This is a genomic window from Limosilactobacillus antri DSM 16041, from assembly GCF_000160835.1.
Lineage (GTDB): Bacteria > Bacillota > Bacilli > Lactobacillales > Lactobacillaceae > Limosilactobacillus > Limosilactobacillus antri.
This window is the reverse complement of record NZ_GG700733.1, coordinates 406,485-419,989: the sequence shown is the minus strand read 5'-3', so window position 1 is coordinate 419,989 and position 13,505 is coordinate 406,485. Positions and strand designations below refer to the sequence as shown.

Here is a 13,505-nt window from a genome sequence, read left to right as displayed (position 1 = left end):
GAGTTTTCTTACCAGCCTCCTTGCTCATTATTTATAATTGTTTTCTTAACAAATAGCGCTGGATCTTTCCACTAGCATTCATCGGCAACGTGGTCACCCGAATGTAGCGGTGCGGCACCTTGTAGTGGGCCAGGTGCTGGTAGCCATAGGCCGTAAGTGCCGCCTGGTCCAAGGGCTGGTCGCTGACGACAAAGGCCACCGGCACTTCGCCCCACTCCGCGTTCGGTTGGCCCACCACCGCCAGTTGCCGAATGCCCGGGTACTGCAGGTAGACCTGCTCGACTTCCTGTGGGAAGATGTTCTCGCCGCCGGAAATCATCATTTCGTCGGCCCGGCCATCGATATAAAGGTAGCCATCCTGGTCCAGGTGCCCAATATCTCCGGTCCGGTACCAGCCATCCACCAGCTTTGCGGGGAGCTTGGCCGGCAGGTTGAGGTAACCCGGGGTCAACGCCGGCGTCTTCAACAGGATTTCCCCATCCGCGCTCAGTTTCAACTGGGTGGTAAAGAGCGGCTGGCCGACGGAGCCAATTTTGGCCAAGGCATCGCTGGACCGCAGTGCTACCACCTGGGAGCAGGTTTCCGTCATCCCGTAGCACTGGACGACCGGAATTCCCAGTTGGCGGCACTGGTTCAAACTTGCCCGGTCGAGGGTGCCCCCGCCAAGGAGCATACACCGGAACGTGGCCCGGTACTTTTGGCCGCTCTGCTGGCGTTGGCCGACCAGCTTTTTCAGCATAAATGGCACTACTGACATGATAGTGACCGGCTCCGTGGCCAAGATCTGCTCAATCGCGGCCGGCCGGAATTTGGCCACCAGGCGCACGGTCATCCCGTAAATCAGCCCCCGCATCATAATTGAGAAGCCGCTGATGTGGAAAATTGGGGCAACACATAGCCACTCGTCCTGGTTGGTCAGGCCCAGGTTGAGCGCCGACGAAACCGCCGAGTAGAAGTGGTTGCCAAAGGTCTGCAAAACGCCCTTCGGCTTCCCGGTCGTCCCGGACGTGTACATAATGCTAGCAACCTGGTCACTCGCAAAGCTGGGGGCCAAAGTTGCCGGGGCCGCGTCAACCGCCAGCAGGTCACTCAGGCTAGTAAATTCCGTCCCCATCTCCGGCCGCCACAGCTCATCAGCCACCAGACAGCACCGGAGCTGGCTATCTGCAATTTGCCGGTGCAGCTCTTCACTCGCCAGGCGCCAGTTTAGCCAGACCACCGTCCGGCCGCTGCAAATAATTGCTAAGGCCGCCAGGTAGCCCGGCAACCGGTTGGTGGCTAGCAGCCCCACCTTGTCACCGGGAGCCAGGTGGTTTAGCTGGCCGGCGATATGAGCCACGTAGTCCCGGAGCTGGGCAAAGGTTAGCCTGGTGTTGCCATCGTCAACCGCCAGGTGGTTTGGCTGGGTCGCCGCCTGTTTTAATAACCAATTTTGCGTCTGCATCTTACCGCCCCTATGGGAACTTCGGAAACTGGTCGAAGTCCGGCTTGCGCTTCTCGTTGAACGCGTCCCGGCCTTCCTTACCCTCGTCGGTCGTGTAGAAGAGCATGGTGGCGTCACCGCCGAGCTGTTGCAAGCCCGCCAGCCCATCGGTATCGGCGTTCATCGCCGCCTTAATAAAGCGCAGGGCGGTTGGCGACTTCTGCAAGATCTCGTTGCACCAGTCCAGGGTCACTGATTCAACCTGGTCCAATGGCACGACCTTGTTGATCCAGTTCATCTGGTAGGCCTCTTCGGCCGTGTAGAAGTGGTTAAGGAACCAAACTTCCTTGGCACGTTTGTGGCCAATCACCCGGGCCAGGTAACCGGAGCCGTAGCCCGCGTCGAAACTGCCGACCTTTGGACCGGTTTGACCAAACTTAGCGTTGTCCGCCGCAATCGTCAGGTCACAGACCAGTTGGAGGATGTTGCCACCGCCGACTGCCCAGCCCTTGACCATCGCGATGACCGGCTTGGGAATAATCCGAATCAGGTGTTGCAGGTCCAGGACGTTCAAGCGGGCAATCTTATCGGGGCCGACATAGCCGCCGTTGCCGCGCACGCCCTGGTCACCGCCGGATGAAAAGGCCAAGTCGCCGGCCCCGGTTAGGATAATCACGCCAATTGTGCTATCATCACGACAAATGGTAAACGCGTCAATCATTTCCTGAATGGTGACCGGGGTAAAAGCGTTGCGCCGTTCTGGACGGTTCATCGTGATTTTCGCAATCTTGCCCGCCCGTTCAAAGATGATTTCAGAGTATTCTTTTACCGGTTGCCAATTAACTTCTGTCATTATTAACTTACTCCTTTACAAGTGAGGTCATTACAATGAATCTACTAGAAAACTTCGGCATTCAGGTCCAGTCGGTCGCCGCAGACCGGGTCGTCTTAACCGTCACGGTCACCGACCGGCTCAAACAGCCTTACGGAATCGTTCATGGCGGGGTTAACGCCGTCCTTGCGGAAACCGCCGCGTCCCTCGGCGCCAACCAGTGGCTGCGGGACCACGGCCAGGACAAACTAGCCATCGGTCTTAATATTAACACACAGCACCTGCGACCAGTAGCGCAGGGTACCATTAAAGCCATCGCCACGCCCATTAAATGCGGCCGCCGCACCCAAACCTGGCGGGCTGAATTGTATAACCAGGACCAGCTGACCAGCAGCAGTACCGTTATACTCATCAATAGTCATAAGCCAGAGGGCAAGCCCAACTAACGCCAGTACGAAGGCTCCCAGTGTTCGGAGAAATTCGAACACTGAGAGCCTTTAAGTTTGATATTCAGATAGGGGAATTACATCATCCCCTGTTTGCCTCATTAATCCTTCTTCGACTGGATTCCGCCATCGTTTTCCATCTCGTCCAGGAATTCCTGGTTCTTTTCCAACTTCGGGTTGATGTTGAAGAAGTGGTGGTGGATCCCGAGCATCCCGGCCAATAACAAGAGGTTAAAGACAACCGCGATGCCGAGCAGGACCAGGTTGCAGAAGAGCGCGTAGTGCGCGCCAATCCCGCTACTGATCGATTGCCGCAAGCCTAAAATCGAGTAGGTCATTGGCAGGTACCAGTGGATGACGTTGTAGAACTTCATCGTGACCTCCATTGGGAAGGTCCCACCGGAACCACCCAGCTGCAGCATCAGCAGAACCATGGCAACGAACCGGCCTGGGTTATCGAAAATCATCGAAAGGAACATCACGATTGCCATCGACGCTAAGCCAAAGCAGATGCTTGTCGCAAAGAGTGATGGGATGTGGTCCGTCGTCAAGCCGCAGGCCAACATGATGGCATCCTCAATTACCGCCATCAGAGTAACTGACACTGCACCGACAAAGACCTTGCTTGCCCACCAGGCAACAGCAGAGTGGCCCTTTTCTGCCACCCGCCGAATTGGGTAGATGAAGTTAAATACTAAGATCCCAACGTAGAGGGCAACTGACAGAACGTATGGTGCCAGCGCGTGACCATAGTTTGGTACGTAGCTGTAATCCTTATGCTTAACCGCTGTTGGTTCGGCAAACATCTTCGCCGTCTTGCCGGTTGGCTTGATCCCGTTGATGGTCTTAGCACCCTTGCCCAATTGACTAGCCAGTTGACTGGCACCGTCGTTCAACTGGGTAATTCCGCTGACCAACGCCGGCGAATTGTCAGCCAGCTGCTGGGTCCCAGCGGCTAAGAGGTTAATCCCGCTGATCAGGCTTGGTACTTGGGCGTTTAACTGGGTGAGGGCGCTGGCTAACTGCCCAGCCCCAGAAATCAAGGCCGGGCTGTTGGCAACCAGCTGGTTGGCTCCGGCCCCCGCTTGGGCAACACCCGCAGTATATTGCCCAATTCCCGCATTCAGGGTGTTAGCACCAGCGGCGGCAGTGGCAACCCCGCCCGTGTACGCGTTAACACCATTATTCAGCTTATTGGCACCGGCAGCTAATTGGTTAGTAGCCGCAGTCAGTTTGCCGGAAGCATCGTTTAAGGCCGTATTGGTGCTGGTTTGCATATTTTGTAAGCTATTTTGCAGGTTCTGGGCCGCCCGCAAAACATTACCAGTATTTTGCTCAGCTCCACTAGCAGACGCATCAACTTGTGCTTTAAGACCGTTAACTTTTTCCTGCAGCTGACCAATCTGCTCAGCCAGGTTAGTATTGGCGGACGTACTGTGTTGTGCTGGTGCACTGTTTGAAGAATTGATTGCACTTTGGATTGCATTAACGGCATTCTGCTTAGCAGCATTATCATCCGTTCTAATGTTTTGAACAGCAGACAGTGCTGCTTGTAATTGAGACTGGGACTGATTGTTATTATTTGCAGGAGCTGCAGCTGATGCAGACTGGCTAGCTGCCGCCTTGAGATTGCCTAGAGCTTCACTAAGCTGGCCTAACCCGGCTGATAGTCTTTGAAGTTCTTGACTGCTTTGCGATAGTGGTTGTAAAGCCTGCGCCAGCTCATTGGCATTATTCGTAATTCCCTGAGACATACTTCCCATCTGCTGTTGCAGGCCGGGCAACATACTGTTAACCTGGTTGCTTAGCTCCGTATTGCCAGCAGCTAGTTGCCCGGCCCCGGATTGTAATTCGCCGGACCGGCCGTTCAGGGTGTTCAGACCGGCGGCTAATTTGCCGGCACCGCCACTCAGCTGACCGGAATTTGCCTGCAACAGTCCAAGGCCATTGGCTAGCTGGCCCACACCCCCAGTGTATTGCTGGATTCCGGCGGCTAACTGAGAACTACCTGCCGCCAGCTGTTGGGCACCACTGGCTAGCGGGGTCACGGCCACCTTCATCTGCTGGACACCGTTATTGACCTGGTACACCCCAGCGACGTACTGGTTCACCCCATCGTTCAGGGTCATGATTCCGTCACTCAGCTGGTGGGCACCATCCGCGGCCTTGGTCATCCCCTTGCCGACAACGCCTAGTTCCTTAAACATTGCCTTCGCATAGGCCTGGGTCACCTGGGAACGGATGCTGGTGTTTAACCGGCTCGTCCCGATCTCCGTCATCACCTGACCGATGTAGTTCAAAGAACCGTTCGTTTCGTATTGGAGCTTCATCTGCTTCGGGTTCTTATCCATCACGGTCGTCGCGTTTTGCGAGAAGTTCTGGGGAATCGTAATGACGGCATAGTATTGCCGGTGGTGAAGACCGTAGTCGGCCTTCTTTTTCGAAACAATCTCCCACTTCATCTGGTGGTTCTTCCGCAATTGGTCAACGGTCTGCTGACCAACCGCCATCTTCTTGCCCTGGTACTCCACCGGGACGTCCCGGTTGACGACCGCAATCGGCAGGTCCTGGGTGCTCCCGTACGGATCCCACACTGATTTTAAGAAGAAGATACTGTATAGAAACGGTAACAGGCAAATTACGGAAATGGATAATAGCAAAATATGATTATGAAACAGATTCCGCAATTCTGCCTTGATCATTTTGATCATTTTCTTTCCTCACCTCATCTAATTAACTTACTTTGCTGAAAGGGAAAGCACGGACTGCTTGGCAAAGTTAATGAATTCTTCGGTCGGGACATCATAGTTGTTTTTCTGCCACCAATAAAAGGCCCCGATAATCGACCCGCTAAAGACGTAGGCCATCATCTCAGGGTTATGGGCCTGCTGCAACGCCTTAATCACGGTGTCCTTTGTGCCGTGATCCCGGCGGTCAAGCAGGACCTGGCTAAACACCTGCAGCATTTCAGTGTACAGCGAGCTGTGGGAACTGCTGGACGCCAGGTGGCGGATCATGTCCTTATGACCATCAATGTAGAGTACGAATTGCTTAACGACGTCTTCTTCGGATTCTCCGGAATCGGCGATTTGGCTAATCTGCGTATCCATCGTCTGCTCCAATAAATCATACTTATCATTAAAGTAGCGGTAGAAACTACTCCGGTGCAGGAGCGCCTCGTTGCAAATCTGGTCAACCGTTAAGTGATCAAAAGAATTGGTCTCCAAGAGTGTTAGCAAAGCATTCTGAAAATCCCGAACAGTGCGTGTCACGCGCATACGGATACCCTCCCTTGTAGCATTTCAATAAAGAACAGTGTATACCGTATGTCAGCAAGACAACAGGATTAATTAGGTATACACGTATTATAATAATACAAATGTCTGAAAATGTTTCAGGAAAATCACCACCGGTTGGCACACCCAAGAATCTCACGCCAAATTACGGCACCGCGCCAGCAGTATGCTACAATTTAACTAGCTTGAGCAACTATCCAGGAGGTGGTTACCGTGAAAATTGAACACACCAGCTTCGGCAGTTATGAAGACCGCGCCGTTGTTAAGTACACCCTGACCAATGATAACGGCGTCAGCATCAGTGTCCTCAACTTCGCCGGAATTTGGCAGGCCTACATGGTTCCCGATGGCCGGGGCGGACAAGTCAACCTGCTGCTGGGGGCCGATAACGTTGCGGCCTACACCACGCCGAATAACGTGCCCCTGTATGTCGGGCGGATTGTGGGCCGGTTCGGCGGGCGGATTGCGAAGGGGCAATTCGACATCGACGGCAGCAGCTACCAGATTCCCGCCAACGAAGGCGAGAATAGTCTGCACGGCGGTGCTAACGGGCTCAGCCAGCAGTTCTACGACGTTGCAACCAGTCAGGGCCAAGAGCAGCTCCAGCTAATCCTGACAACCACCATTGGCACAGCAACCGACCAGCTTCCCGGCAACGAAACCGTCAAAATCACCTACACCCTCGACAACCATAACGGGGTCACCATTGACTTCGCCGGCCGGGCCGACGCTAAGACCCTCTTTAACCCCACAACCCATGCCTATTGGAACCTCGCCAGCGATTCCAGCACCATTCAAGGGCACGTGTTGACCTTAAATTCAACCTACCACCTGGAACTGGACGACGAAAAAATTCCGACCGGCCGCAAACTCCTCAATAAGAACACGCCCTTTGACTTTTCCCGCCCGACCGTTCTGGGAACTGCCCTGCAGGAAATGCAGGAACAGGGCGTTGCCGAAGGGGGCTTCGACGACATCTTCGTCGTGCTGCCGAGCAACCGCCTCGCCCATGAACCGGTGGCCACCCTAATGGACGCCGCCTCAGGGCGGAAAATTAAGATGTATTCTGACCGGAACGGCCTCGTCGTATACACTGCCAATGGTCAGCACGCGGACGGCTTTAACCGGTCCGCCGGACAATGGTTTGCTATGGCACTGGAGGGACAAACTCTGCCGGACACGCCGCACCACCCGCAGTTTGGCGACATCTCCCTGCGGCCCGGCTACCCGCAGCACTACCAGATTCACTACGATTACTTTGCTTAGTACCGATTGGAGGTTATAAATTATGCAGAAAAAATTAACTAAGTCCAAGAACAAGGTTTTCCTTGGGGTTTGTGGCGGCATTGCCGACTACCTAGGCGTTGACCAAACGATGATCCGCTTGATTGCAGTCGTCCTAATCGCCTGCACCGGCTTCTTCCCGTTAACGATCATTTACCTGGTCGCCGCAGTCATCATGCCGGATTATCAGGAACCAGCCAAAAAGGCTGACACAGTTGACGGTGAATTTAAGGAAAAGTAAAAAGAAGCTGAGAATCAACTCTTAACCAAATTTTTAGATAGTGATGCCTCGACGCAGCAGCTGGCTGGCAGTTCAACCGTTGATCAGACCAACCCAAAGGCTTGCTGCGTGACGAAAGAAAGACACCCCAAATCAGCTTTTTAGCCGGTTTGGGGTGTCCTTTTTAACTCTCTTATTCTGCCCCTTGCCTACGTTCCCGGTAGGCCACCTGGGCGTTTAACTGATAGTTTGCCGTGGTCAAAATGGTTGACCCCCGCCGGCCGGCAATTTTATGCGGTCCCGCGGTAACGGCCAAGCCAGCCAGGTAGAGCTGGTACTTCTGGTGGGCCGAGTACACGTCGGTCAGGCCGATCCGCACGATGTGGCCGACTGCCCGCCGTTCCATCTGGTTGATCCCAATGTAGATTTCCAAGCGGTGCCGCAAGCGGTCGTGCTCCAGCTCAAAGTAGGGCGGCACCGAGTTGGCGTTCAAGGCCTGGACCGGCTGGCCCGTCTCGTTATACTGCTCGACAATCTGCTCCTCATCGAGGCCGTTATAGTCGTTGACGAAAATGCCATCCGTCAGCAGCTGGTCGACCACCCGTTGCAGGTTGTGCTGCTCATAGTCATCAATCGCTACCACGGCTGGAATGGTGTTATCCCCACTAAAGAGGCCGTTGGACTGGTTGGCAATCACCGGGCCTGCCTGGGCCGCCCGGGTACCGCCGACCCGTTTGCCATTGCTATCAAACTTTTGTCCCGTAATTTTCGCAAAGCGGGGGGAGATGAAGTCAAATTGGGAAGTTTTTCCCAGAAAATAAAAGATAAAGTTGAGGTAGAGGAAGTAGGTGATCGCCAGCATTGCGAGGCAGTACAGGAACCCCCGCAGCCAAACCTGGTTGGCAAACAGCCGGAAGGTAACGTAAGCCAGGTAAACATCCCCGGCACTCGCAATCCCGATGTAGATGCGGGCCTTGAGCTTGGCGTCCAGGTTAAAGTAACTCAGTGATGAGTTAATCATATCAAGAAAACTAAACATGGTAACCCGACACCTCCTTATTGATTATTGCCGGTAGTCGTCCCGGCCTGCTGGTTGGTCGCCGTCCCGGTGCTGCTGCCCCCGGTGTTGGTTGTCTGGTGGCCAGTGCCGCTATCATTATTGTTAGTCGTCTGCCGGTTCGGATTGCTATCAGTATTATTGTTGTTATTCGACTGCTGGGTGCCGGTCGTTGTATCCTGGTCGTTATCAGTGATTGACCGGTTATTAGCCGAACTGCTATTAGCGTCCGAAGTGCTGTTAGCGTTTTTATCTTTGTCGCTCTCACTGTGACTTTCAGTTGAGCTCTGGCTAACGGTCCGGCTAGAGGTGCTGACGACTTTCGCCCCTTCCGTCGTGTGCGTCGCTTTATTAACGACCACGTTCGTTGCGCCCAGCGCTAGGACTAATGACACCAGCGCAAACGGCGTTACTAACGGTGGAATTTTTGCTGCCATATTACATTCTCCTTTTCTCAACCTATATCATAACCGATTTTGTGTGATGTAAATGTTAAGGAAGAGTGAAATTTATTGTAAGTGCTTGCGGCGGCATTCGGCACAAATCCCCCGCAGTTCAAAGGTATGGCCCGTAATCTGCGCCCCGGGCAATTGTCGGGCATAGTAATCCAGCTCCAGTGGCGGCATCTGAATCTCCTGCACCCGCCCACAGCGTTCGCAAATGAAGTGGTGGTGGTGGGCCGCATCACAACGGTATTTAACCTGCATTTGGTCCTTGTGCTGGCGCAGCTCGACGAGGCCGAGCCGCTCAAACTCCTTTAAATTACGGTAAATTGTGTCGTGGCTAAGCCCCGGATAAGCACTCCGGAGCGCATCATCAATTACCGTAATGTCTTGGTAGTGTTCCGGATCCGCGCTCATAATTTTAAGCATCATTTCCCGCTGCTTGGTCCAGCGTAAGTGCTGGGCACGCAGTTGGGCCCGGGCCTGATCGATTAACTTGTCCAATTGCGCCGCCTCCTTACCGAAGTACCAATTCTACCATAATTACCGTTAATCCGTTACTGTCTTGCCCACAATCTGTTGCAAATGCTTCGTCGTCGCTGCCCAATCATCGTTCGTGACCACTTGGGCAATCCCCCGTAACTCCGCTGGCAAATGCAGGTCCCGCTGGTATTCTGGACTCTGCAGGCGCGCTGCGATTGCCGACCGGTCATCCCCCCGGCCCGCCATCCGGTGCGCCAAGGCCGCCAGTTTGCTGACTGTCAAAAAGATAATCGTCACCCTTGACCCCAGCTGCTGGTGATAGGTCACGGCGCCCTTAGTGTCAAGAACAATAACGTCGTCTTGACCCTGTTGCCAGCCCTCTGCTAACCCTTCTAATGAAGAACCATAGCGGGCCTGGTCGTAAGTCACCGCCTCCAGCAGGTGGAGTTTAGCCATCGACTGGGCAGTTTCAAAGTGGTAGTCCACCCCGTCACGTTCACCCGGCCGCGGCAGCCTGGTCGTGTGGGTGATCACCCGGTGGAGATGAAACTGCTCGCACAAGTAGCGGGCAACGGTGGTCTTGCCGGAACCAGCCGCCCCGCAGATTACAAACACGCGCCCCTGCTTAGTCATGCTGGTCAGTCAGATGGGCATTGACCTGGTCCAATAACTGCTTGAGGTTGTCGTAAGTGAGCCGTTCCCGGGCCGCCGGGTAGTTAAACCAGCCGCAGTTCTTGATTTCCGCCGCCTGCAGGTGAATATCCTCCTTGGCGGTCAGGTCCGCGGTAAAGAGGGTCATCTGCTTACGGTTGCCATTCGGCAGGTCGTATTCGGTGTAGACCTTAAAACGCGTGTCAATTGGCAGGGTCAGCTGGGTTTCCTCCTGAATTTCCCGGGCTGCGGTCTGTTCCAGCGTCTCGTTTCCCTCGACGTGGCCCTTCGGAAAGCCCCAGAAATGTCCCTTGTTCTGGCTCTCCAGCAGCAGGTACTCAATCTCCCCTGCCCTTTGTCGGTAAACAACTGCACCACTGGTTACTTCAATTGCCATGTTCCAACCATCCTTTTAATAATGAATTAATTTTCTAATTGACTTTTAATCTTAACCCTGGGTATGATGGTATAAGATATTTTGACTATATTATAGCAAAGGTGGTTTGAAGATGCGCTTAAACATTCTGCGGAAAGAAAGTCTTGATCGTTACCTTGGGGTCGATAAGCATTTTGTTAAGTCGATGACGGCAGTGGACTTAATGGCCCTCGGAATTGGTGCCGTGATCGGGACCGGGATTTTTATCCTGCCTGGGACCGTGGCCGCCAACTCCGCCGGTCCGGGGGTAACTCTTTCCTTTCTCTTTTCAGCGATTGTCTGTGCACTCGCCGCGATGTGTTATGCGGAGTTCTCCTCCGCCCTTCCCGTGGCCGGCAGTGCCTACTCCTACGGGAACGTGGTCTTCGGTGAATTCTTCGGCTGGATTCTCGGCTGGGCCCTAATCTTAGAGTACATGCTTGCGGTAGCCTCGGTTTCGACCGGCTGGGCAGCCTACTTTAACTCCTTCATTGCCAGTTTTGGCCTCAAATTGCCCAAGGCGGTCTCCGGTCCCTTCGATCCGGCCCACGGGACCTACTTTAACCTGGTCGCAATCGTGATTGTCCTGCTAATTACCTGGATGCTCTCCAAGGGGATGCAGTCCTCAATGCGGATCAACAACGTTGCGGTGGCCATCAAAATTGCCATTATCATCATTTTCGTGGTGGTCGGGCTCTTCTTTATCAAGCCGGCCAACTACCACCCCTTCCTGCCCTACCACATGAAGGGGGTCTTCCACGGGGCCACCGTTGTCTTCTTCGCCTACCTCGGCTTTGACGCCGTTTCATCGTCGGCCGCGGAGGTTAAGGACCCGAAGAAGAATATGCCGGCGGGGATTATTGGCACCCTGGTCGTGGCCACGGTCCTGTACATGGCCGTTTCGGTCGTACTGACCGGGCTGGTAAAGTACACCAAGCTGGATGTGGCCAATCCGGTTGCCTACGCCCTCCAGATGGTCCACCAGGACTGGGTCGCGGAACTGCTCTCCATCGGAGCGTTGATCGGGATGTTCACCATGATGGTCACGATGATCTACTCCAGTTCGCGCTTGATTTACTCCATCGGCCGGGACGGGCTCCTGCCAGCCTTCCTTGCCAAGCTGGACGCCCAGCACCACGTTCCCCAACGGGCACTGTGGATTGTTGCAACGGTCATCGCCCTGATGGGGGGGTTGGTTTCGCTTGACCAGCTGACCAGCCTGGTTAACATCGGGACCCTGCTGGCCTTCCTCTTCGTTTCCTTCGGGATTATCCCCCTGCGGCGGCGGAAGGACATTGGCAACAAGGGTGGCTTCCGCGTCCCGTTCTACCCCGTTTTGCCAATCGTCTCCGGCTTAGCCTGCCTGGGAATGATGGCAATGCTCTCCAAGGAAACCTGGCTGGGCGCCGGGATCTGGTTCGGGCTGGGGATTATTCTCTACTTTAGCTACGGTTACTGGCACAGCAAGCTTAACCAGGAACGTTAATTTCACAATCTGACATCAGAAACGATCGCACTGATTTGCATCGTTTCTGATTTTTTGTTAGGGTAATCATATTATTTTCACAAGGAGGAATCAATTCATTTGGCCCCACCTTGCGGCCAAATAATCTATGAACAATTTGAAAAAAGACTACAAGAAAGCACCTGTTTCTCCCGTCCACCGCGGGATTTCCCTTGCCCTGATCCTGGGGCAAATCGCCTGCGGCTACGCCCTCGGCATCAGCGGTACCGCCCTGGCGCAAGCCCAGTCGGTTATTTCACTGGGCGACTTTTGGGTCGGCCTCATCGGCGCCGGCAGCCTAATTGGCCTAGCCGGCAGCGCCATCATGGGAAAAATTGCCGACCGCTTTGGGCGCAAGGGAATGTTAATGGTGAATATGTACCTTTTCTCTGTTCTTTCGCTACTGCAACTGGTCACGACCAGCCCCTGGCTGTTATTGCTGCTCCGCATCCTAATCGGGCTGATGATTGCCATCGACTATACCGTCGGCAACGCTTGGCTGGTGGAATGGATGCCGGAAAAAGTCAGCGGCCGCTTTCAAAGCCACTTAATTATTTACTGGACAGTCGGCTTTATCGGCTCATACATTGCCGGAACTATGATTACCGGCTTTGGTAGTCATAATTGGCAGGTAATCCTCGCCTCGTCGGTCGTCCCCGGTTTAATCACGGCGCTCTACCGTAGCCTCTATCGCCTGCCGGCTTCCCCCAGCTGGGTCGCAACCCACGTTGACAACTACCAGGCCCAGCAGCTGGTCCAGGAAAAGCTCGGCGGCAAGTGGGGACTTTCGCCAAAACTGCTCAAGAGTACGGCACCAGCAAGGATCCCGTGGAAAACGCTCTTTAACCGCGAGTACCGCCGGCAAACACTCGTTGGCGGCCTCTTCTATGCCTGCCAAGCCTTTGCCTTTTTCGGTATCAGCATTTTCCTGCCCATTCTTTTATCCGGGATGAGTTTAGGCAATGGGCAGCTCTCTGGAATCATCTACAACCTCTGCGTCCTGGTCGGCGTACTAGCCGGGAGCCTCGCTTTTAAATTGCTCAGCCGGCGGGCGATGCTGCTGGCCTGTTTCTTTCTTCCTGCCCTTGCCTTAGTAGCAATGATTTTGGGCAGCCAGCTCACGGCACCCCTGCAAGTTACCATCTTTGCGTTCTTTGCGACTACCCTCTCGGCAGGACTAGTGCTTGACTACCCCTACCCGACCGAACTGTTTGACCTGAAAGTCCGGGCAACCGGAGTCGGCGCTTGCATTACCATCAGCCGGATTGGGGCTGCTAGTGGGACCTTCTTATTGCCAATCCTGACTAACCGTGGCGGCGCCCAGCTGGCAATGCTTGTCTGCGCGGCCGTTCTGGTAGTCGGCGGCTTAATCTGCCTGGTTTGGGCGCCGGAAACCTCACCCCGTTACCAGGCCGTTGCCAATTAACTACTTTTAATACCGCCAAAATAGC

Annotated in this window: 14 protein-coding genes; 5 read left to right on the top strand and 9 right to left on the bottom strand. The window is 54.4% G+C overall.

Annotated features, from left to right (window positions below; genetic code table 11):
* Window positions 1–31: 31 nt before the first annotated feature.
* Together HMPREF0494_RS05580 and menB are read right to left on the bottom strand one after the other, a co-directional pair.
* Entirely contained in the window at window positions 32–1,444 is a 1,413-nt protein-coding gene (locus tag HMPREF0494_RS05580; protein WP_007123972.1) for an o-succinylbenzoate--CoA ligase, read from the bottom strand.
* Window positions 1,445–1,454: 10 nt separating this feature from the next.
* The gene (gene menB / locus HMPREF0494_RS05575) at window positions 1,455–2,276 is read right to left on the bottom strand and encodes a 1,4-dihydroxy-2-naphthoyl-CoA synthase (RefSeq protein ID WP_007123971.1); all 822 of its coding nucleotides are present in this window, start codon (window positions 2,274–2,276) and stop codon (window positions 1,455–1,457) included.
* Window positions 2,277–2,311: 35 nt separating this feature from the next.
* Between menB and HMPREF0494_RS05570 the strand changes: the two genes are divergently transcribed.
* The gene (locus HMPREF0494_RS05570; RefSeq protein WP_007123970.1) at window positions 2,312–2,701 is read left to right on the top strand and encodes a PaaI family thioesterase; all 390 of its coding nucleotides are present in this window, start codon (window positions 2,312–2,314) and stop codon (window positions 2,699–2,701) included.
* Between the two features lie 101 nt (window positions 2,702–2,802).
* Here the strand turns inward: HMPREF0494_RS05570 and HMPREF0494_RS05565 are convergent, their stop codons facing one another.
* Together HMPREF0494_RS05565 and HMPREF0494_RS05560 are read right to left on the bottom strand one after the other, a co-directional pair.
* Window positions 2,803–5,412 (bottom strand): YhgE/Pip domain-containing protein, encoded by a 2,610-nt coding sequence (locus tag HMPREF0494_RS05565; RefSeq protein ID WP_007123969.1) that lies wholly within the window; start codon window positions 5,410–5,412, stop codon window positions 2,803–2,805.
* A 27-nt stretch (window positions 5,413–5,439) separates the two neighbouring features.
* Window positions 5,440–5,979: a TetR/AcrR family transcriptional regulator gene (locus tag HMPREF0494_RS05560; RefSeq protein ID WP_007123968.1), complete on the bottom strand. Its 540-nt coding sequence runs from the start codon at window positions 5,977–5,979 to the stop codon at window positions 5,440–5,442.
* A 231-nt stretch (window positions 5,980–6,210) separates the two neighbouring features.
* On the opposite strand from HMPREF0494_RS05560, the gene HMPREF0494_RS05555 reads away from it, so the two are divergent.
* Both HMPREF0494_RS05555 and HMPREF0494_RS05550 read left to right on the top strand, forming a co-directional pair.
* Window positions 6,211–7,263 carry an aldose epimerase family protein gene (locus HMPREF0494_RS05555; protein ID WP_040458840.1) on the top strand — a complete coding sequence of 351 codons (1,053 nt, stop codon included), beginning with the start codon at window positions 6,211–6,213 and terminating at the stop codon, window positions 7,261–7,263.
* A 22-nt stretch (window positions 7,264–7,285) separates the two neighbouring features.
* Entirely contained in the window at window positions 7,286–7,522 is a 237-nt protein-coding gene (locus HMPREF0494_RS05550) for a PspC domain-containing protein (RefSeq protein WP_007123966.1), read from the top strand.
* 172 nt (window positions 7,523–7,694) lie between these two features.
* On the opposite strand, the gene HMPREF0494_RS05545 is transcribed toward HMPREF0494_RS05550, so the two are convergent.
* The 5 genes from HMPREF0494_RS05545 to HMPREF0494_RS05525 form a co-directional block, all read right to left on the bottom strand.
* Window positions 7,695–8,540, bottom strand: coding sequence for a DUF6681 family protein (locus tag HMPREF0494_RS05545; RefSeq protein ID WP_007123965.1), 846 nt, complete (start codon window positions 8,538–8,540; stop codon window positions 7,695–7,697).
* A 17-nt stretch (window positions 8,541–8,557) separates the two neighbouring features.
* A complete protein-coding gene (locus HMPREF0494_RS05540; protein ID WP_007123964.1) occupies window positions 8,558–8,995 on the bottom strand; it encodes a hypothetical protein in 438 nt (145 codons plus the stop codon).
* 72 nt (window positions 8,996–9,067) lie between these two features.
* Window positions 9,068–9,505: a Fur family transcriptional regulator gene (locus tag HMPREF0494_RS05535; protein WP_007123963.1), complete on the bottom strand. Its 438-nt coding sequence runs from the start codon at window positions 9,503–9,505 to the stop codon at window positions 9,068–9,070.
* 45 nt (window positions 9,506–9,550) lie between these two features.
* On the bottom strand, window positions 9,551–10,117 hold the full coding sequence (locus HMPREF0494_RS05530; protein WP_007123962.1) for a guanylate kinase: 567 nt from the start codon (window positions 10,115–10,117) through the stop codon (window positions 9,551–9,553).
* On the bottom strand, window positions 10,110–10,532 hold the full coding sequence (locus tag HMPREF0494_RS05525; RefSeq protein WP_007123961.1) for a bis(5'-nucleosyl)-tetraphosphatase: 423 nt from the start codon (window positions 10,530–10,532) through the stop codon (window positions 10,110–10,112). The genes HMPREF0494_RS05530 and HMPREF0494_RS05525 overlap by 8 nt, the downstream gene beginning before the upstream one ends.
* 112 nt (window positions 10,533–10,644) lie before the next feature.
* Here HMPREF0494_RS05525 and HMPREF0494_RS05520 point away from each other — a divergent pair, with 112 nt between their 5' ends.
* Window positions 10,645–12,036 (top strand): APC family permease, encoded by a 1,392-nt coding sequence (locus HMPREF0494_RS05520; RefSeq protein ID WP_007123960.1) that lies wholly within the window; start codon window positions 10,645–10,647, stop codon window positions 12,034–12,036.
* Window positions 12,037–12,163: 127 nt separating this feature from the next.
* Complete coding sequence (locus HMPREF0494_RS05515; RefSeq protein ID WP_007123959.1) at window positions 12,164–13,480, top strand: MFS transporter; 1,317 nt, start codon at window positions 12,164–12,166, stop codon at window positions 13,478–13,480.
* The last annotated feature ends 25 nt before the right edge of the window (window positions 13,481–13,505 follow it).